This is a genomic window from Shewanella sp. GutCb (genome assembly GCF_002836135.1).
In the GTDB taxonomy this organism is placed as follows: domain Bacteria; phylum Pseudomonadota; class Gammaproteobacteria; order Enterobacterales; family Shewanellaceae; genus Shewanella.
Genome location: NZ_PJBL01000004.1, coordinates 1 through 20,055, shown reverse-complemented (window position 1 = coordinate 20,055; position 20,055 = coordinate 1). Strand labels below are relative to the sequence as shown.

Genomic DNA, 20,055 nt, shown 5'->3' with positions numbered 1-20,055 from the left:
TTTCTATTGGCATCATTACACTTTCACTTTAACGAGGTAGTGCTCACCTGGAAGTAAAGTGGCAGGTACCGATTGCTTGTGAGTGTTTACGCTGCTAATTGATATTCCTAACTGCTCGACTTTACTGCTAAGACTCGGGCTGAGTAATTTAACTTTGTTTAACAGTGTTTCACTATCACTGGCGAAATCGACCGATAAGCGTAACTGATGGTCTGTTGCTTCAGCAGCATGCGCAGTGGCTGTGATCAATAAGGGGCCGCCAGACAAGTTAAATTTGAGTCTAAGTGTCCATTTATCGCTGCGTTTAGATTGATCTTCTACCTGCTCAAAATGGCCTTCAAACTGCTCTTGATAATGATTGATGGAGTAGGGCAAGGCAAAGTACCAATGGTTAACACCGTCGAGTGTGCCTGATTGCTGCTGATATAGATTTAGGTTGTTGAGTAAACTTGCCAAAGAGGTATGGGTGCTCGTTGCTTCAAGTAATGACAATAGCTGCGGTGAAAGTCCAAGTTGGGCTTGTAATAACGCCAGCCTGTCTTGCAATGCGGGGCTTAACCCTTGGTTTATGGCTGCATGGCCGAGCATAAGCTGGCACAGTAAACTTAAGCTGCTGATATGGGTGGTGGGTGCCGTATTCCATGTGTCAGGGTCAACGTTGAGTTTAGTGAGGCTCAACAGTGCTTGTTGTAGCCTTTTGGGCTCACTTAACAATGGTATTGATTCAGGGGTCAGTTTTGGTATTAATTTAAACAGTGAACTTGCCAAGCTTGTTAGCGGCGAACAGTGCTTAACGGATGCTCTTGGCAATCCGCCCGCTTTTGCTAATGCTGATGCCAAATAAAGGTTGTGGTTTTGATTGGTGGACTGACTCTGGATATTGGGCTGGTTTTTGCTATGACTCACAGCCAATGAGCTTGTTGAGCTTTTTGACTCTAATGGTGATGAGGCAAGTGATCTGGGTAATGGGGTATTTTCAAGTTGTTTGAATAGCTGTTGATATTCATAGTTAACATTGGTTTTAGCTTTACCTGTTTGCACTGTGGATTGAGCCAAGTCGTGTGCATTTTGCTGCAGGTTATTATGCTTAAGTTGACCGTCAAAACTGATGGGGAGCTTAGCTTGAATAGGCGACAGTTTGAGTAACAGTTGCTGCTCTTTCGTTTTGATGGCGACGGAGTACTCGCCATCGGGTAGCGAGGCTAGCATCAGCAGCGTTAGATTGGGTCCATTATTAAACTGCAGTTCAGTCCCTTGGTTTTTGGCATTCGGTAACAAGTACCCCTCAGATTTTCTGCCAAGATTGAGTAGCTTTCGTTCAGAAATATTATTTCGGTTTGCGAGTGCTAACATCGCCTTAGGCATAGGAAAATAGAGAGATTGACCTATGGTAAGCAACTGCATCTGGGTCGCATTAGTGGCAAGCGTATTTTGCTGCACTATATTAAGTAGGAAAGAATGCGCTTTAGTCAGCAGTTGTGCAGCATGCGGCGTTTCCAGTATGACGGTATGTGTTTGTCCTGAAAATTGCAGCAGCGTACCATTTTTGCTCATTGTCGCAGTGACAGGAATAAGCGAAGTTGAACTGGCTGATAACGGCACATTTATGGACGCCTTATCCCCTTTTATAGCAGCTGAAACTGAGTTAACAACGTTATCCAAAAGTCGGTCCTGTTTTAGCTAATAAATCGATATGTTTTATCACAATATTATGTTTGACCTAGCGGCTGTACTGAGTATCCTATGCCGTCTTACGGGCAATCATAATATTTATCGTTAATAACGTTAGATAAAGCTTAATTATGCGCTCTTATCACTGTATCGGCAGCAAACTGAAAAGACTTTAGTCGAACAGTCGCAGTAAGAAATTTAGCCCCTTTTTCAAAGAGACAATTATGAAGTGTAAATGGATTGTGCTTTCTCTGGCGATAGTTGGATTTTCTACCATAGCTGCAGAAGATAACACCACGGAAGGTAATGAAGTAACAGTCACCTACAATGACCCGCGAGACCCTATTGAGGGGTTTAACCGAGCCATGTGGGATCTTAACTATTTGTACCTGGATCGATATTTTTATCGGCCAGTCGCACATGGTTATAACGACTATGTGCCGCGCCCGGTTAAAAGTGGCATTAATAATTTCGTGCTTAACCTCGAGGAGCCAAGCAGTATTGTCAATAATACGTTGCAAGGCAAGTGGGGCTGGGCCGCAAATGCAGGTGGTCGTTTTACCGTCAACACCACTTTAGGCTTATTAGGCGTGGTAGATGTTGCTGAAATGATGGGCATGACACGTAAGCAAGATAACTTCAACGAAGTGCTAGGTTATTACGGCGTTCCTAACGGTCCCTATTTCATGGCGCCTTTTATAGGTCCTTATGTTACAAGAGAACTCGCATCTGATTGGGTTGATGATCTATACTTTCCTTTATCAGAGCTAACATTTTGGCAGACAGTGTTGAAGTGGGGTCTTAAAAGCCTGCACCAAAGGGCATCTGCAATCGATCAGGAGAGATTGGTTGATAATGCGCTCGATCCATATATTTTTGTCAAGGATGCATATTTTCAACATATGGATTACAAAGTATATGATGGCGATATTCCTCAAAATGAAGATGACGACGAACTACTTGATGAATACATGCAGGAACTTGAGTAAATAATTATATTGTCGGTCATGAATAGAAAAGTGAGCCGACATAAAGCGGAAACATAACAACAAGGATGTGAGTTTACGCTGTTGTGAGTTAAGGGCAGCAAATGGCGCTAAAACAACTAACTATTCTATTCGTGGAGGACGATCCCGTCTTCCGCAAAATTGTTACGGCTTTTTTAGAGAGCCGAGGTGCCATTATTATCGAAGCAGATGATGGCGAACTAGGGTTAAATTGTTTTAAAAAACAAGATTTCGATGTTGTACTAGCTGATTTGAGCATGCCAAACCTTGGCGGCTTAGAAATGCTAAAGGCCATGAATAAATACCGTCCAGGCACCCCTTCTATTATCATTTCTGGCAATCAAGCAATGTCTAATGTGGTTGATGCACTTAGAAACGGCGCCAGTGATTATCTGGTAAAACCTGTAGCTGATCTGTACCTCATCGAAAATGCGATTCAAGAGTGTTTAAATGGCTCATTGGAGGAGTCATTACAAATTGATGAATTGGAATCGCTGTCTTACATGGAGTTAAATCAGAACCTTGAGCTGTTAGAGCAAAGCGAGGAAGCGGCGAAAAGCGTACAGCAACAACTCTTCCCGCCAAGTCGAATCGAGTACAGTAAAGCCGCCATAGATTATAGTCTGTTTAATACTAACGAAGTCAGTGCCCATTTTATCGATACTGCCATGTTAGACGATAGCCACATCATGATGTACATGGCACATTTTCACCCTCACGATAATCGTGCAGCCTTTGCAAGTGTCTTGCTAAAAAGTTTTGTCAATCATAAGCTTAAGCGCTATCAGAACAAATTGTCGACAGTGATAGCAGAGCCTTTCAATATGCTAAGTTATCTCAATGATCGCATGCTAAAATCCGGTTTAGATATTTACGTTGATATGACTTACGTGGTGATCAATCTCAGTAATTACCGTGTTGCAATAGCTCAAGCTGGCGCAGAGTTTCGTTGTTATCTGCGAAACAGTGAAGGGTTGTCGCCACTGGCATTAGCCGAAACACTGCAACTTGGCATGGTAAACTGGGGAAACCCCTCCATTCAGTTTCGAACCCTGATGCCAGGTGAGCAATTGTGTATATCTACCAACGTCAGTGAGCACAAACGACAACTGCTGAACGATCAATTCCACGGCCTTATCCATGACACCAACACCCCCCCAGGCGGTTATATTCAGCTTTCGGCGTCTTGAGATCGAAAGCTAGGACGGTTAGAAGCCGGATAAATGCCGGATAAATACCGATTAAGAGCCGATTTAAAGACGGTTCGAGCGGAGACTTGAGAGCCGGTTTGGAGCCGATTTAAAGACGGTTCGAGCGGAGACTTGAGAGCCGGTTTGGAGCCGGATAGTGCTGAGATGATACAGACAGACGATACAGGCTGAGACGATACAGGCTGAGAAGGTTACGAGCCGGATAAGCTAGGACGGTTGGAAGCGGGATAAAAACCGATTAGAAGCCGAATAAGCAGAGACGGTCAAGCTGAGACAATAGAAGCTGAGATTTAAATATAAGGATTGGGTATTCAAGGATGAATAATATGAAATTTAAGAAGTTAGAAATTTGGGAGCGATCGTGTGCGCTCAGTTGTTCGATTTATGAGTTAACGAAAGACACACGAGATTTCGGCTTTAAGGATCAAATAACCAGAGCGGGATTATCAATCCCTTCCAATATTGCAGAAGGAATAGAAAGGGAGTCAATAAAAGAGCAGATCCGTTTTCTATACATATCAAAGGCTTCAGCTGCTGAAGTTATCACCCAATTAACAATAGGAATTAAAATCGGCTATCTTGAATCTAATTCAGGTGTTCAATTAATTAGAGAAACAGAAAGTATAATAATGATGACAGCCGCCCTTATTCGAACAAAGAAAAGATTACTCACTTAACCAAAAAACCTCAAATATTTTATCAAAGCTTACTTCATCTCAGTTCTATCCAGCTCTAACCGGCTTTTATCTCGGCTTTAACTCGGCTTCTAAAGGTCTCAGCTTAAACCTGCTTTCCACCATCTCAGCTCATCCGGCTTCTAACCGTCTCTGCTTACCATCTCAGCACTCTTCGGCTCCCAGAACCTTCGCTCTTTCCGTCTCAGCTTAAACCGGCACTTATCCGACTCTCAGCTCATCCGGCTCCAAACCGGCTTTTAACCTTCTCTCATCTTACAATCGGATTTTCTTTCCCCAAACAAAAAGCCAGAAGATAAACTCTTCTGGCTTTGCTGTTTTCTAGCTTTTCCGGCTTTAGCTCGGCTTCTAACCGTCTTTTACCATCTCAGCTTATCCGGTTCCAAACCGGCTTCTAACCAGCTCTAAACCGTCTCAGCTTATTCGACTCTAAAGCTTCTCAGCTTAAACCGGCACTTATCCGGCTTTTAACTATCTCTTGATAGCTTCATGCTCTGCAGTAACGGCAATCTCTTGCTCAAGAATTTCTTCTTCAGTGTCTGCATGGCCTTCAGCGCCGTGCATCCAATTAACAAGCTTATCAGCCATGAAGTAAAGGATGATGCCAGAAACTGTTGCAGTGATTGCTATACCAGCAAAGATCCCCATGGCGTTAGCCAATTGTTCTTCTTTAGTACCATCGTGGCCGATGAATGAACCAACAATACCACCAATCTTATTGGCCGCTGCAATAAAGAGAAACCATGCACCCATAAGTAACGAAGCAATACGCAATGGAGCAAGCTTAGTCACCATAGACAGACCAATAGGAGACAAACATAGTTCACCCATTGTATGGAAGAAGTAAGCACCGACTAACCACCACATGCTTGACTTAACATCGGCACTACCGTCCATTTCCATAACAGCACCCATCATAAATAGGAAACCGACAGCGAGTAGAACTAAGCCAAGGGCAAACTTAACCGGAGAGTTAGGCTCGTTCTTACCTAAGCGGATCCAGATAGAAGCAATTACTGGGGCAAAAACAACGATGAAAATAGCATTCAGAGACTGGAACCAAGTCGTTGGTACTTCAAAGCTACCAATTGATCGGTCGGTAAATTCGTTAGTGAATAGGTTAAGTAGACCACCGGCTTGTTCGAAACCCGCCCAGAAAATGATGGTGAACAGACCCATGACCATAATCACCTTGATGCGATCACGTTCAATTTTGGTTAACGGTTCTTTTCGCACAATACCGCTTGCAGCTGACTTTTCTTTATCAACTTTAGCAGCAGGGTAGCGACCGATATCGCCAAGCAGTTTCTGAGCAAATATGTACTGGATAATCAAAGAGAAAATCATACCTACACCAGCGCAGAAGAAACCTGCTTGCCAGTTGTTAATGAAGACTTCCTGTCCTTCAAATATGACTGTTTGACCAAATGAAGTATAAGCCCAAGCAACAACAAAGCCCGCGAGTGCAGCACCGACGTTGATACCCATATAAAAGATAGTGAATGCACCATCACGACGATGATCGCCTTCTTTATAGAGATCGCCAACCATGGTAGAGATATTTGGCTTAAATAGTCCGTTACCTATAATCAGTGTGCCTAGACCTATATAAAAGGCCATAGTTTCTGAACCAGGAATCCAACTATGGGGGAAAGCTAGAGTAAATTGACCGATGGCCATTAAGGCGCCACCAATGTAGATAGATTTACGTTGACCAAGCACATTATCCGCTAACCAGCCACCGATAAGAGGAGTGAAATAGACTAAACCAGTAAAAGTACCGTAAAGAGAGAGGGCATCTGCACTCGTCCAACCTAAACCGTGACCGCCTTCGCCTTGTACTTTATCTACAAGATATAACACCAAAATGGCGCGCATCGCGTAATAACTAAATCGTTCCCATAATTCTGTTGTAAACAACAGGAACAGTCCCTTCGGATGCCCAAGCATCGTCCCCTGGGGTTTTATTCCGCTCATTTGTTCTTCCACCTTCAGCTTGTGATTACCTGCGGGTTAATAAAAACCACAGAAATAGTTTTGCTTAAATTAGCTTAACCTAATGCGTGAGATATATTCGCTGTAAATGTTATCTTTAGCATCTATATGTAACGCATTTGATTGCACTGTTACGGGCTTATATTCTAATTTTTATTATTTGAAGCTAAAAATAGCGCCAAATGCGATAAAGCCCACCTTATATACCCTTTTAAGGGGCCTTAAGTCAATTTTAAGGGAGTGACTGCTGAGATAATAACCACTCTAAGCGATTGCATTTATATCTTGGTAGACTTGAGACCAGTATTGGAAAACAGATAGAATTTACTTTCATTATGACTGTGGTTTTTGCTAGAATCTCTAGCCGTGAATGGAGTTCACTATTGTTAAGTTTAATATTGAAGAGGTTTTAATGAAAGCTTGGTACCTGTTGTATTGTAAGCCTCGAGGCGAAGTTCGAGCGCAGCAGAACCTAGCACTTCAAGAGATTGAAACCTATATCCCTACCTTCCCTGAAGAAAAGTTACATAAAGGAATAGCAACTGTTCGTCGTGTCTCTATGTTCCCTAGTTATCTCTTTGTCCATTTTGATCCTCAAATAACTAGCGTCGCGCGTATACACAGCACGCGTGGGGTAATAAGAATCGTCGGCTGTAAAGAATTAATGACATCAGTAAGTGATGATGTCATTAAAGCGATCCGGTTACGAGAGCACAAGTGGTTAACTGAGTTACTTCCCTACTCATCTAACAATGAAGCTCAAGCGCCCGATATTCAATGTGGTGACAAAGTTAAGTTTATAGATGGTCCTTTCGAAGAGTTAGAAGGCATTTTCGAAGAGAAAAATGGCGAAAAACGCTGTTTTGTATTATTCGATATTATGGGTAAGCGACAAAGGGTTGCTGTTGATAGAACTGCTGTTAAGCGGGCTGGACAGTTCGAAGCGGGAGTCAGTCATAAGTAAGCTATTTATGATTAACCGTGTAGGACATTAACCATGCGTCCAGATTTGTATTAAATGTTTTCATTGTTATCGTTTTGTTACTTTTTCAGGTAAGGCTATATACGTTAAGATATTATAAGTTCACTAGCGCTTTAGTATGATATTAATACGAGATGGTGCTTTAGCTATTTTATTATTCTGAACTTACGTCGAGTTAAAGCACGAATACAATGAAATGCCTATCGCGTACCAAGCTGTTTTTTTCATCATGTAGTTTATTACGTTATTTAGAGTTACTGCTCAAAAGCATTCGCTACTGTATAATGTCTGAGAAATTATGAGTTGTTTAGAACATTCGTAGTTTCGAACAAATTAAATTCCGCTTCGCGGGGGGCATGTTGGAAGCCGTAATCCATGGGCGGTAGCGTGTCTTAAATTAATTATATAGTTGTTATTTAAGGGTTTTACTTTAAAACCGTTACCTTTACTTTGTCATTATCACAACCGGAGATAAATCGCGGTGTTACAACTAACAAAAAAAATACTCTATGTAGGCGCAACCGCGCTAGCAGTGCTGAGCACTCAGGTACTCGCCCTTACACCATCTCCGCAAATGATTGAACAATTTAAAAATCTCCCAGCATCAGAACAGCAAAGACTTGCCAAACAATATGGCGTAGATCCTTCCATGATTGGCGGCAGCAGTAATTCGCAGCCAGCACTAGAAAATCCTAATGTGATTAATCAGCGTGCTCAATATGATGCAAAAGGTCAGCTTATTCCGACAGATTCATTTGGTAATCCTTTAAATCAAGGCGAAAAAGATGAAGAGCTTAAGTTTAAAGAAGATGCTGCGAAAACAGAGCTCAAACGCTTTGGCTATGACTTGTTTGCTGGAGAACCGACAACTTTTGCTCCAGTATCCGATGTGCCTGTCCCGAGTGAGTATCTCGTTGGTCCAGGCGATAACATCAAAGTTCAGCTTTATGGCAAAGATAACAAGGAATATGACCTAGTCATTAATCGTGAAGGAGTAATACAGTTCCCAGAATTAGGGCCAATCACAGTCGCAGGGTTAAACTTTAGCGAATTACGCAAAACATTATCCCAACGTATTGAAACACAGATGATTGGTATTCAATCAAATATTACCATGGGCGAACTTCGCTCCATTCGTATTTTTGTTGCAGGTGACGCTTATAAACCTGGTTCGTATACTGTTTCGAGCCTATCTACAGTTACTCAAGCCTTATTCGTAGCTGGCGGCGTTAACGAAATAGGTTCATTAAGAAATATTCAAGTAAAGCGCAATGGCAAGCTTGTCGGTGCCATGGACCTCTATGATTTGCTTCTAAGAGGTGACGCCTCCGGTGATGTCCGCCTTCGTTCTGGTGATGTTGTCTTTATCCCATCAGTTGGAGGACTTGTGAGTGTCACTGGAGAGGTCCGACGCCCAGCTATTTATGAACTTAAGCAACATGAAACAATGGCTCAAGTTATCGATATGGCAGCCGGTGTAAAACCCGGTGCATATCCCAAAAGAAGTAGTGTTGAGCGATACAACAGCAGAAGCTTAATGACGATAGTTAACGTCGACCTGACTTCTAAAGCTGGTAAGGCAACACCTGCTATCGCCGGAGATGTCATTCGCGTAAAAAGTGCCGCTTCACAATATGAAGATGCACTCACAGTGGTGGGTGCGGTGATTCGCCCTGGCAAATATCAATGGTATTCGGGACAGAGAGTGAGCGACCTTATTCCTTCTATCTGGGGAGACCTATCCGTTTCTGCAGATCTCGAGTACGCGATAATAGTAAGAGAAGTGAATAAACAGGGCGACATTGAGGTCTATCAGTTTTCTCCAGGGCAAGCGATTAATGGCAAGGTGTTATCGCAAAATTTAGTGTTAAGCCCTCGTGATAAAATAATATTCTTTAATTTCAGAGACGAAACTCAAAATAGATATGAGCTCAATAAACTCGTTAAAGACCGGGTACGCAAAGTACAATCTTTAGCGGGCGACTCTTTGATCGGCAACGATCTATTTAAAGCTGGTTTCTCTCAGCTCAACCAGAAAAAGTTTTCAGATCTATCAGAGCTAGGTGGCATAGCGATAAGCAGCAAGGCGGATGAGGATGAATCTCAAGCGATAAAGGGTGAGGTCAACAAAATGTTGCTCAACCTATTTGAAGACAAAGACCTTATTAAACTAAGTGGTGTAATGAATCGTGGTGAGCTGCTCTACCCAATCATTATGAAGTTAAATAGCCAAGGTCGAGCGGGTACAGGTGTTAAAGCTGTCGCTATCAACGGCAAAGTTAATAACCCAGGTATATACCCACTCGCTAATGGCGCTAAAGTTAAAGACCTTGTCACAGCAGCCGGCGGTCTAGAAGAAGGGGCTTACACAGCTAGAGCGGAACTAACAAGTACCATTACTGATGTTGAAGGCTCAAGCATTACACATAAAAATATCGCGCTAGACAAAGCGCTTAAGGGAGAGGTTCAAGACAATCTTCAGCTCAAAGGCCGCGATATATTAACCGTAATGACGACCCCAGATTGGCAAGAGAATAAATCTGTAGAAATACGTGGGGAAGTAAGATTCCCTGGTACTTACAATATACGCCGCGGTGAAACACTTAATGATGTGCTCAATAGAGCCGGTGGTTTTACCGAATACGCATATCTTCCATCATCAGTATTTGTACGCGAATCAGTGCGTCAGCAAGAGCAACTAGAGATTAAAAAGCTTGCCGACCAATTACGCCGCGATATAGCAACAAGAGGTGTTTCTAAAGACGGTAACGTTATTAACTATAGCGACGCACAGTTAATGTTGACGGATCTAGAAACCATTCAGGCGGTGGGGCGTTTAGTTGTTGATCTTTCCGCTGTATCTATCGGCATTGAACAAGCAGACCTGCAGCTAGAAGATAAAGATGTTCTTTACATTCCATCGACGAAGCAAACTGTAGCGGTTATGGGCGAAGTGCAACACGCAGCCACGCATCGATTCAAAGACGGTCAAACAATCGACCAATACCTTGCTATGTCAGGTGGGCCAAGAGAGCGTGCTGATGATGATAGAACATACGTGATCAAAGCTGACGGTTCGGTGATGCTTCCAAGTCATTCAATGTGGTTTAGTAGTGAGTCGAGCTTACAACCAGGCGATACTATTATCGTACCACTTGACACTGAGTACAAAGACAACTTAACGCTTTGGACGCAAATTACTAGCATCATCTACAACACCGCAGTTGCATTCGCCACCGTCGCAAATCTTTAGACTTCAAAGCAGTCTTAGAACGACTTTTAGCCTTACTGATCACGGAACGCTACGCTGACTTAGTTAGCGAAGTGTTCCGTAAGTGAGCTTGCGAACGTTCCGTCAACCGTATTCAAAAACTTAAATAATGAGATAAGTTTTAAATGTCGAATGAAATTAATAAATATACACAGGGTCAACAGTTTACGCAGGCTCCGTCAGATGATGTAATTGATTTAAGGGAACTTTTAGCTGTCATCTGGCAAGGTAAATGGTTGATTATCGCCATCACTGCAGTGTTTGCGATTGGCTCAGTTATTTTTGCCATTATGCAACCCAATACCTATAAGTCAGAAGCGCTCCTCGCTCCGGCTAGCGAAGAGCAGAGCGGAGGTTTAAGTGCATTAGCGGGCCAGTTTGGTGGACTCGCAAGCATGGCGGGCATAAATTTAGGCGGCGGTGGAGTTGATAAAACTCAAATGGCGATTGAAGTCATTAAATCACGCCAGTTTGCTAGTCAATTTATCCGAAAGCATAATATCCTTCCTGATTTAATGGCTGTGGAAAAGTGGAACGTAAACGACAGCACTTTGGTATACGATGATGAACTGTATGACATAGGTAAGAACGAATGGGTACGTGTAGTGAAAGCGCCATACAAGCCCGAACCTTCTTTGCAAGAAGCCTATAAAGAGTTTATTAAGGTTATTTCAGTTAACTCCGCCAAGGATACGGGAATGGTAACTGTATCAGTTGAGCATTTGTCGCCTGTTATCGCACAGCAGTGGGTGGCTTGGTTGATTGAAGACATAAATAGCGTCATGAAAGAGCGGGATGTTGCTGAAGCCAATCGGAGTCGAGAATTTTTAAATAAACAAATAGCACTCACTAATGTAGCTGATATTCGCTCTATTCTCTACAAGCTCATTGAAGAACAAGCAAAAACAATAATGTTCGCAGAAGTACGTGATGAATATGTTTTCAAGACAATTGATCCTGCTCTGATCCCTGAAGAGAAAGCAGGCCCTAAACGAGCACTGATTTGTGTGTTAGGGACATTGTTAGGCGGTATGTTTGCAGTGATGATTGTCCTTATGCGACATTTTGTGAGAAAAGAAGATTGATAAAATGATTACCATTTTCATCAAGTCTATTGGATTGCTTTAAGAACAACAGTGAAAACGTTGGTTTACAAGGGATTGTGACATATCGACTGTCTCAAAAAGATTTAAAAGTATCTCTGCATACCTGATTATACTGAGATAAAAAGTTGCAATTACTCAATTAATTTCATCTAGATAGAGCTCACTATAACTCATATTTAGCAATTAAAGACATTTCGGAAAACATAACTATGAACATTTTAGTCACAGGTGGAGCTGGTTTTATCGGCTCTGCAGTAGTGCGTCATATTATCAATAATACACAAGATAGCATTATAAATGTCGATAAATTAACCTATGCCGGTAACCTTGAGTCACTAAAGAGCGTCGAAGAGGATGAGCGTTATGCTTTCGAAAAAGTTGATATTTGTGACCGCGCTGAATTAGACCGAGTATTTAAGCAGCATAAGCCTGATGCGGTAATGCATTTAGCAGCAGAAAGTCATGTTGATCGTTCAATTACTGGCCCTGCAGAATTTATCCAGACAAATATCGTCGGTACTTACACTTTGTTAGAAGCCGCTCGTCAGTACTGGAATGGTTTAGGCGAGAGTGCCCAAAAGGCATTTCGTTTCCATCATATTTCTACAGATGAAGTGTATGGTGATTTACCTCATCCTGACGAAGTAGCGAAGGGCGTTGAATTACCCTTGTTTACAGAGACTACATCGTACGAACCATCAAGCCCATACTCTGCCAGTAAAGCCAGTTCAGATCATCTAGTACGCGCTTGGCTACGTACATATGGTTTTCCGACGCTTATAACCAATTGTTCAAATAATTATGGCCCATATCACTTCCCTGAAAAACTGGTGCCGCTGGTTATCCTTAATGCATTAGAGGGCAAGCAGTTACCCATTTATGGTAAGGGCGACCAAATTCGCGATTGGCTCTACGTGGAAGATCATGCTCGGGCATTATATAAAGTTGTTACAGCCGGCAAAGTGGGTGAGACCTATAATATTGGTGGTCATAACGAAAAACAAAATATTGAAGTGGTAAAAACAATTTGCAGTATTTTAGACACTCTAATACCTAGAGATACACTCTATGCTGATCAAATTACCTATGTCACAGACCGACCAGGCCATGATCGTCGCTATGCTATTGATTCAAGTAAAATGAGTTCACAATTGAATTGGATTCCTAAAGAGACTTTCGAAACTGGTTTATTGAAAACTGTGCAGTGGTATTTGGACAACAAAGATTGGTGTCAACATGTCCAGGACGGTAGCTATCAGAGAGAGCGATTAGGCATTAATGCTTAACTTACTGAGTTTTTTATTGCTAGTTTGTCTCCCAAATAAAGTTGAGGATTTATGAAAGGTATTATTTTAGCGGGGGGGTCAGGTACTCGCTTGTATCCACTAACGCGTGGCGTGTCAAAGCAATTGTTACCTATTTATGATAAGCCAATGGTGTTTTACCCTATTTCAACTTTGATGTTAGCAGGTATTAAAGAAATTTTAATCATTACAACACCGGAAGATAATGCAGGTTTTAGGCGCTTATTGGGTGACGGTTCTGATTTTGGTATTAAGCTTGAGTATGCCATACAAGCTAGCCCTGATGGATTGGCGCAAGCGTTTATCATTGGGGAAGAGTTTATTGGTGATGACAGTGTTTGTTTAGTGCTTGGCGACAATATTTTCTATGGTCAGTCTTTTTCAAAAACATTAAAAAATGCAGCTTCGCGTGAGTCTGGAGCCACTGTGTTTGGCTACCAAGTTAAAGACCCAGAGCGTTTTGGAGTGGTTGAATTTGATGCTCATATGAAAGCAGTCTCGATTGAAGAGAAGCCAGAGACACCTAAATCAAACTATGCTGTTACGGGATTGTATTTTTACGACAACCGTGTAGTTGAAATGGCAAAACAAGTCAAACCTTCTCATCGTGGTGAACTTGAAATTACCACTTTAAATGAAATGTACCTCAATGATGGTTCATTGAACGTCGAGTTATTGGGCCGTGGTTTTGCGTGGTTAGATACCGGCACTCACGAAAGCCTTCATGAAGCATCTTCTTTTGTTCAAACGATTGAAAATGTTCAAGGCCTAAAAGTGGCTTGCTTGGAAGAAATAGCGTGGCGTAATGGTTGGTTGAGTGACGAGCAAGTGTTAACACTGGCAAAGCCGATGATGAAGAATGAATACGGCCAATATTTGTCTCGTTTAGTGAATGAACATAAGAAAAAGGCAGCAAGCTAATGCGTGTATTGATTACAGGAAGTCATGGGCAAGTCGGTAACTGCCTTAATGAACGACTAAGTAATAACCAAAATACAACTGTACTCGCTGTCGATAGAGATGATCTTGATATTACCGATCAAGACGCAGTTAAAGCGACTGTAGCTGAATTTCGACCAAATATCATCATTAATGCCGCTGCACATACTGCAGTTGATAAAGCTGAAGTAGAAGTAGAACTTTCTTACGCAATTAATCGTGATGGGCCTAGATACTTAGCACAAGCCGCACAAGATGCTGGAGCAGCAATACTCCATATATCGACTGATTATGTGTTCGAAGGTAATAAAGTGGGTGATTACGTCGAAAGTGACAATACCAATCCACAAGGTGTGTATGGCGAGAGTAAGTTGGCGGGGGAAGTAGCCGTCGCAGAAGCATGTGATAAACATGTCATTCTTCGAACTGCATGGGTGTTTGCCGAAAATGGTAATAATTTTGTAAAAACCATGCTGCGCCTAAGTGAAACTCGAGAGGCACTGAGTGTAGTCGGAGATCAGTTTGGTGGACCTACATATGCAGGTGATATAGCTAACGCGTTAATTAAAATTGCTAAACAGATCACTGAAGGTAATGCCATTGAATATGGAGTTTATCATTTTTCGGGCTTACCGCACGTTAGCTGGTTCGAGTTTGCTGAATCTATTTTTGATACCGCAGCTAAACAGGGCCTGATTAACAAAAAGCCGACTTTGACTAGCATTATGACCGAGCAATACCCTACACCGGCCAAGCGACCAAGTAACTCTCGTTTAGGTACTGAAAAAATCAACAAAGCATTCTCAATAGAAGCAAGCGATTGGCAATTGGCAATAACACGAATGAAAGAGTATTTGTAAATGAAAATAATAGATACGAAAATTCCAGACGTTAAGATTATTGAGCCTGCAGTTTTTGGTGATGATCGTGGCTTCTTCATGGAAACTTGGAGCCAGGCTAAGTTTGAAGAGTTAGTTACGGGTAAACCAACACACTTCGTGCAAGACAACCATTCAAAATCAAAGAAAGGCATCCTTAGAGGCCTTCACTATCAAGCTGTGAACACGCAAGCAAAACTTGTTCGTGTCGTATCTGGTGAAGTATTTGATGTGGCTGTTGATATACGACAGGATTCTCCTACGTTTGGTCAATGGGTAGGTGTATATCTATCTGCTGAAAACAAACGTCAACTGTGGGTCCCTGAGGGCTTTGCTCATGGTTTTTACGTGGTTAGTCAAGAGGCTGAGTTTGTGTATAAATGCACTGATTACTACAATGCTGAAAGCGAAGTATCCATAAAATGGGATGATGAAGTTTTAGACATTAAGTGGCCATTGAATGAGGGGTTACCTTTAGTATCTGAAAAAGATATGAACGCGTTATCATTCGAACAATCACCTAAAGTGGAAACTTTCAAATGTTAAAAAAAAGAGATTGGGATTCCTGTTTCTTTTCAAAAAATATTTGGGAACTAGAACTGGGTGAAAACAGTGATAAAATTCAATCTAAAAGTGGATTAATTGTATCTAAAGTTAAAGCAGATTCTTATGAAGATATTAATAAATTAAATAGCTACAATTTTAAATATTGTGAAGGTGAACTTGATTTTGAATTTATGCTTTCTGATAAGGACCTGTTGAGACAAAGTTTAACAGTTGCCACTAAGAGTCAACTGACTGAAATTATTGACTCAGCCAAAGATCTATATGCATATAGTCGCTTCAGAGAACCATGGTTTACCGTAGCAGAAAGAGAAGCCTTTTATTCCGAATGGCTTACTAACTCTTTACTTTATGAATTCGAAGATTTGTTTTTATTAGATATTAAAGACAATGAACTTAGAGGATTCGTAACATTAAAGTTTGATGCCGATATAGCGAGAATAGGTTTAATTGGTGTTGCAGAAAAACATCAACAAAAAGGCGTTGGTCGACGTTTGCTGGACGGTGTTAAACTTGAAAGTGCTAAACGCGGTTTTTTTAAAATAAAGGTTGCGACACAGCTAAGTAATAAAAATGCCGTTAAACTCTATCAAAGAAATGACTTTCAATTGACAGATACGTTTTTGTGGTTTTATAAATCCGAGAAATAAAATGATCCCTTTTAATAAGCCGCCAGTTACAGGCAAAGAACTAAAATATATAGAGCAAGCCATGAATAGCAATAAGCTATGTGGCGATGGCTTCTTTGGGCTTAGTTGTCAAAAATGGTTTGAGGAAAAATTTTCTGCAAATAAAACACTACTTACTCCATCATGCACACATGCCTTGGAATTAGCAGCCCTGTTGATAGATATTAAGCCTGGTGATGAAGTTATCATGCCTAGCTATACTTTTGTTAGCTCTGCTAATCCATTCGTGTTACGTGGTGCAAAAATTGTGTTCGTGGATATTAGACCCGACACGATGAATATTGATGAAAAGCTAATCGAGTCAGCAATAACGTCGAAAACGATTGCGATCGTCCCTGTTCATTATGCTGGTGTAGCATGCGAGATGGACTATATTATGGATGTCGCTTCACGACATAATTTGGTTGTGATTGAAGATGCAGCTCAAGGTGTGAATTCATATTATAAAGGAAAAGCACTCGGTACTATTGGTCATTTTGGAGCTTATAGTTTCCATGAAACTAAGAATTATTCAAGTGGTGGAGAAGGTGGACTACTACTTATAAATGACACTAAGTATAAAGAAAGAGCTGAAATTGTAAGAGAAAAGGGAACAAATCGAAGCCTTTTTTTTAGAGGAATGGTTGATAAATATAGCTGGGTTGATGTAGGTAGCAGCTATTTACCATCCGAAATTCAAGCTGCATATCTATGGGCGCAATTAGAACATTTTGATGAGATTAATGAGAAAAGGCTTGAGATTTGGGATAAGTATCATAAGGCATTCAAAAAGCTAAAAGATTCTGGTTGTATTGACCTACCTATAATACCTAATAACTGTACTCATAATGCACATATGTTTTATTTGAAGCTGGGTAATTTTGAAGAAAGACAAAAACTTATAAATCACCTAAAGAAAAATGAAATTTTAGCTGTCTTTCACTATATACCTTTACATAGTTCTGATGGTGGGAAGTGTTTTTCAAGCATGGCTGGTGAAGATCGATATACCACAGAGCATAGTGAAAAGTTATTAAGGTTACCACTTTTTTATAATATGAAAGATACTGAAGTTGATAAAGTGATTTCATGCGTTCTGAGCTTCTTTGCTTCTAGTATATAGCACTGCTCTTACTCTAATCATTTTAAGGTTAAACAATGAGTTGTAAGGTTTTACATGTTGCCCCTTTGGAAAAGTTTATTCCACCATTTATAAAATTAATTAGAACTGAGTTTTCGGGCACTGGTCAATTTTTTTATACATATGGGAATTTCGATAAGTATCCATATATTGATGGTGAGGACTCCAAACATGTATTTAGAAAGGGAGGGAAGTTAAAGTACTTATTTGATAAGTACAGCCCATTGCTAATAAAAATGTATAAGGCTGAAAAAATCATATTACATGGCTTATCAGACTTCTCTTTGGTGATTTTACTTGCCTTTAACCCTTGGTTATTAAAAAAATGCCATTGGTGTATATGGGGAGCAGATCTATATTTTCATAAGACTAGCCAAAAATCAGTCAGAAAAAGTATACAAGAGATATTTAGAGGTTTCGTCATTAAACGGATTGGTTTTTTAGTTAGCTACCTTGAAGGTGATGTGGACCTCGCAAGGAAGTGGTACGGTGCAAAGGGGATCTATAAGGAATGTTTATTATATCTAAGTAATGTTTACACTTCACTTCCTCAAGCGGCAGAAAAAAATGTAACTATAAATATACAAATAGGTAACTCAGCTGAAGTTAGCAATAACCATATAGAAGTATTAGAAGCTCTACGTAAATATAAAGATGAAAATATTAAGATATTTGTACCTCTGTCTTACGGTGATAATAAGCATGCTTCAGAAGTTATAAGTAAAGGACGCGATTGGTTTGGTGAAAAATTTGTACCATTGAATGATTTTATGTCATTCGATAAATATTTGGAATTTCTTGGTAGTATTGAGATAGCAATTTTTAATCACAGGCGACAGCAGGCAATGGGGAATACTATTACGTTGCTTGGATTAGGTAAAACTGTTTATATCCGGGAAGATACGTCTCAATGGGAGCTATTTAAAAGTCAAAATATCGTCGTTAAATCACTTAATTCATTTTGTTTAGAGTTAATGACCCCAGATATTAGAGCCAAAAATATTTCAGCAGTAAAAAATACATACTCAAAAGAAAAATTGCTTCGTCAGTATAAGGCTATAATATCTTGAACTATATTGGATTTTGTTCATGACCCCAACAAAAATAATGCAATTTGCTTTAGGGCCAATTGGTGCTGCTATTTTAGGTTTTGCAACTTTACCTATTATTACTTGGTTTTTTAATGTAGAAGACTTAGGCAGGATCGCAATGCTACAAGTCGTACTGAGTTTTAGTACATTATTTTTTAGTTTAGGACTTGACCAAAGTTATGTTAGAGATTTTCACGAATCTAAAAATAGAGCAAAGCTCTTTAAAACCGCTATCTTACCTGGAGCCTTTGTACTGTTAGCGTCGCTTAGTTTGGTTATGATTTTTAATGGGCTATTATCTAAACTTGTTTTTGATGTTAAATCTAGCTGGTTGAGTGTCATGATCGCTCTTGCAATACTTTCAACATTCATCTCTCGATTTTTGTCATTAATCTTAAGGATGCATGAAAGAGGTGTAGCGTACTCAATGAGTCAATTGCTTCCAAAGTTTTTTTTACTATTAATAATAGGTTTTTACGTTCTAGCAGAGTCGAATAAAAACCTAGAAAATTTAGTTTACGCTTATGTTTTTGCTGCTATTTCGGTGAGTATTATATTTTCTTGGAACACTCGGTTTGAATTGTTTAGTTCCCTTAGTCAAAAAGTAGACTTTCAACAGTTAAAGAAAATGCTGTCCTTTGGACTGCCACTAATTTGGGGGGGAGTCGCTTTTTGGGGCTTGACTGCAACAGATAAAATAATGATTAGATCTTTATCAACCTATCAAGAACTAGGCATATATTCCGTCTCAGTTAGTTTTGCGGCTGCGGCCGCTATTTTACAATCTGTATTTTCGACAGTCTGGGCTCCAACAGTGTATAAATGGGCAAGTAATGGAGAAAGTATGGATAAAATACATTCAGTTACTCGTTATATTTTATTGTGTATTGTCATTATATTTTGCTTAGCAGGTTTATTTTCATGGTTAGTTACTTACCTATTACCTAGTGATTATGCTAATGTTCAGTGGATTTTGGTTTCATGTTTAGGTTTTCCATTATTATATACAATTTCTGAAACGACAGTAATTGGAATAGGTTTAGCGAGAAAAACATCATACTCAATGCTGGCTTCATTCCTAGCTTTGCTAGTGAATATATCCGGGAACTTCTTATTGATTCCAATCTTCGGGGCTTCTGGAGCTGCCATTAGTACATGTATTGCATTTTTTGTTTTTTTTATTTTAAGAACTGAGTTTTCCATTTATTTATGGAATCCTATTCCAAGATTAGTACTCTATGTTTATACTTCATTATGTGTTTTGGGCGCGGTAGTAAGTACTCTTTATGGAGAGGAAGTTTATGTGTATATGCAAATATATTGGTTAATAATGTTGCTTAGTTGTTTCCTTGTATTTAGACATGAGTTCAAGAGCCTGACAGCACTGCTGTTATCAAAATTTCATTCAGTAAAAAATGAATGAATTTCTGCGATGCCTGACTTTTACCTGATGAGTGATTGACAGGGTGCTTGCGATGATCTCACTAATATATAAAGATATTAACAACCATAACATGATGCTGTAGGTATAT

16 protein-coding genes are annotated in these 20,055 nt (G+C 40.3%); 14 read left to right on the top strand and 2 right to left on the bottom strand.

What is annotated here, in order from left to right; translation table 11 throughout:
- Positions 1 to 15 precede the first annotated feature (15 nt).
- Entirely contained in the window at positions 16 to 1,662 is a 1,647-nt protein-coding gene (locus CXF86_RS04840) for a hypothetical protein (protein WP_145992375.1), read from the bottom strand.
- A 233-nt stretch (positions 1,663 to 1,895) separates the two neighbouring features.
- Between CXF86_RS04840 and CXF86_RS04835 the strand changes: the two genes are divergently transcribed.
- The 3 genes from CXF86_RS04835 to CXF86_RS04825 all read left to right on the top strand — a co-directional run bounded on the left by CXF86_RS04835 (position 1,896) and on the right by CXF86_RS04825 (position 4,566).
- Positions 1,896 to 2,660, top strand: coding sequence for an MlaA family lipoprotein (locus CXF86_RS04835; protein ID WP_102038485.1), 765 nt, complete (start codon positions 1,896 to 1,898; stop codon positions 2,658 to 2,660).
- Between the two features lie 101 nt (positions 2,661 to 2,761).
- Positions 2,762 to 3,868, top strand: a complete 1,107-nt coding sequence (locus tag CXF86_RS04830; RefSeq protein WP_102038484.1) for a response regulator — start codon at positions 2,762 to 2,764, stop codon at positions 3,866 to 3,868.
- Positions 3,869 to 4,215: 347 nt separating this feature from the next.
- Positions 4,216 to 4,566 carry a four helix bundle protein gene (locus CXF86_RS04825; protein ID WP_101092187.1) on the top strand — a complete coding sequence of 117 codons (351 nt, stop codon included), beginning with the start codon at positions 4,216 to 4,218 and terminating at the stop codon, positions 4,564 to 4,566.
- Positions 4,567 to 5,055: 489 nt separating this feature from the next.
- Here CXF86_RS04825 and CXF86_RS04820 read toward each other — a convergent pair whose 3' ends face one another.
- A complete protein-coding gene (locus tag CXF86_RS04820; RefSeq protein WP_101092186.1) occupies positions 5,056 to 6,561 on the bottom strand; it encodes a peptide MFS transporter in 1,506 nt (501 codons plus the stop codon).
- A 430-nt stretch (positions 6,562 to 6,991) separates the two neighbouring features.
- On the opposite strand from CXF86_RS04820, the gene rfaH reads away from it, so the two are divergent.
- The 11 genes from rfaH (at position 6,992) to CXF86_RS04765 (ending at position 19,946) form a co-directional block, all read left to right on the top strand.
- Positions 6,992 to 7,543 carry a transcription/translation regulatory transformer protein RfaH gene (rfaH, locus tag CXF86_RS04815; protein WP_102038511.1) on the top strand — a complete coding sequence of 184 codons (552 nt, stop codon included), beginning with the start codon at positions 6,992 to 6,994 and terminating at the stop codon, positions 7,541 to 7,543.
- Positions 7,544 to 8,042: 499 nt separating this feature from the next.
- On the top strand, positions 8,043 to 10,814 hold the full coding sequence (locus tag CXF86_RS04810; RefSeq protein WP_102038483.1) for an SLBB domain-containing protein: 2,772 nt from the start codon (positions 8,043 to 8,045) through the stop codon (positions 10,812 to 10,814).
- 143 nt (positions 10,815 to 10,957) lie between these two features.
- Positions 10,958 to 11,917 (top strand): Wzz/FepE/Etk N-terminal domain-containing protein, encoded by a 960-nt coding sequence (locus CXF86_RS04805; RefSeq protein WP_102038482.1) that lies wholly within the window; start codon positions 10,958 to 10,960, stop codon positions 11,915 to 11,917.
- 230 nt (positions 11,918 to 12,147) lie between these two features.
- Positions 12,148 to 13,224, top strand: a complete 1,077-nt coding sequence (rfbB, locus tag CXF86_RS04800) for a dTDP-glucose 4,6-dehydratase (RefSeq protein ID WP_102038481.1) — start codon at positions 12,148 to 12,150, stop codon at positions 13,222 to 13,224.
- A gap of 51 nt (positions 13,225 to 13,275) precedes the next feature.
- Positions 13,276 to 14,163, top strand: coding sequence for a glucose-1-phosphate thymidylyltransferase RfbA (gene rfbA / locus CXF86_RS04795; protein WP_102038480.1), 888 nt, complete (start codon positions 13,276 to 13,278; stop codon positions 14,161 to 14,163).
- Positions 14,163 to 15,041, top strand: a complete 879-nt coding sequence (gene rfbD / locus CXF86_RS04790) for a dTDP-4-dehydrorhamnose reductase (protein ID WP_102038479.1) — start codon at positions 14,163 to 14,165, stop codon at positions 15,039 to 15,041. The genes rfbA and rfbD overlap by 1 nt, the downstream gene beginning before the upstream one ends.
- The gene (gene rfbC / locus CXF86_RS04785) at positions 15,042 to 15,605 is read left to right on the top strand and encodes a dTDP-4-dehydrorhamnose 3,5-epimerase (RefSeq protein WP_102038478.1); all 564 of its coding nucleotides are present in this window, start codon (positions 15,042 to 15,044) and stop codon (positions 15,603 to 15,605) included.
- Positions 15,599 to 16,273: a GNAT family N-acetyltransferase gene (locus CXF86_RS04780; RefSeq protein WP_102038477.1), complete on the top strand. Its 675-nt coding sequence runs from the start codon at positions 15,599 to 15,601 to the stop codon at positions 16,271 to 16,273. Before rfbC ends, CXF86_RS04780 begins: the two co-directional genes overlap by 7 nt.
- A 1-nt stretch (position 16,274) precedes the next feature.
- Positions 16,275 to 17,414: a dTDP-4-amino-4,6-dideoxygalactose transaminase gene (gene rffA, locus CXF86_RS04775; protein WP_102038476.1), complete on the top strand. Its 1,140-nt coding sequence runs from the start codon at positions 16,275 to 16,277 to the stop codon at positions 17,412 to 17,414.
- Between the two features lie 35 nt (positions 17,415 to 17,449).
- Entirely contained in the window at positions 17,450 to 18,502 is a 1,053-nt protein-coding gene (locus CXF86_RS04770; RefSeq protein ID WP_102038475.1) for a TDP-N-acetylfucosamine:lipid II N-acetylfucosaminyltransferase family protein, read from the top strand.
- 19 nt (positions 18,503 to 18,521) lie between these two features.
- Entirely contained in the window at positions 18,522 to 19,946 is a 1,425-nt protein-coding gene (locus tag CXF86_RS04765) for an oligosaccharide flippase family protein (RefSeq protein WP_102038474.1), read from the top strand.
- The last annotated feature ends 109 nt before the right edge of the window (positions 19,947 to 20,055 follow it).

What these genes read in the sequence shown, in the direction of transcription:
- CXF86_RS04835 (WP_102038485.1), top strand. Translation starts at nt 1,896, where the DNA reads ATGAAGTGTAAATGGATTGTGCTTTCTCTGGCGATAGTTGGATTTTCT.
- CXF86_RS04830 (WP_102038484.1), top strand. Translation starts at nt 2,762, where the DNA reads ATGGCGCTAAAACAACTAACTATTCTATTCGTGGAGGACGATCCCGTC.
- CXF86_RS04825 (WP_101092187.1), top strand. Translation starts at nt 4,216, where the DNA reads ATGAAATTTAAGAAGTTAGAAATTTGGGAGCGATCGTGTGCGCTCAGT.
- CXF86_RS04820 (WP_101092186.1), bottom strand. Translation starts at nt 6,561, where the DNA reads ATGAGCGGAATAAAACCCCAGGGGACGATGCTTGGGCATCCGAAGGGA.
- rfaH (WP_102038511.1), top strand. Translation starts at nt 6,992, where the DNA reads ATGAAAGCTTGGTACCTGTTGTATTGTAAGCCTCGAGGCGAAGTTCGA.
- CXF86_RS04805 (WP_102038482.1), top strand. Translation starts at nt 10,958, where the DNA reads ATGTCGAATGAAATTAATAAATATACACAGGGTCAACAGTTTACGCAG.
- rfbB (WP_102038481.1), top strand. Translation starts at nt 12,148, where the DNA reads ATGAACATTTTAGTCACAGGTGGAGCTGGTTTTATCGGCTCTGCAGTA.
- rfbA (WP_102038480.1), top strand. Translation starts at nt 13,276, where the DNA reads ATGAAAGGTATTATTTTAGCGGGGGGGTCAGGTACTCGCTTGTATCCA.
- rfbD (WP_102038479.1), top strand. Translation starts at nt 14,163, where the DNA reads ATGCGTGTATTGATTACAGGAAGTCATGGGCAAGTCGGTAACTGCCTT.
- rfbC (WP_102038478.1), top strand. Translation starts at nt 15,042, where the DNA reads ATGAAAATAATAGATACGAAAATTCCAGACGTTAAGATTATTGAGCCT.
- CXF86_RS04780 (WP_102038477.1), top strand. Translation starts at nt 15,599, where the DNA reads ATGTTAAAAAAAAGAGATTGGGATTCCTGTTTCTTTTCAAAAAATATT.
- rffA (WP_102038476.1), top strand. Translation starts at nt 16,275, where the DNA reads ATGATCCCTTTTAATAAGCCGCCAGTTACAGGCAAAGAACTAAAATAT.
- CXF86_RS04770 (WP_102038475.1), top strand. Translation starts at nt 17,450, where the DNA reads ATGAGTTGTAAGGTTTTACATGTTGCCCCTTTGGAAAAGTTTATTCCA.
- CXF86_RS04765 (WP_102038474.1), top strand. Translation starts at nt 18,522, where the DNA reads ATGACCCCAACAAAAATAATGCAATTTGCTTTAGGGCCAATTGGTGCT.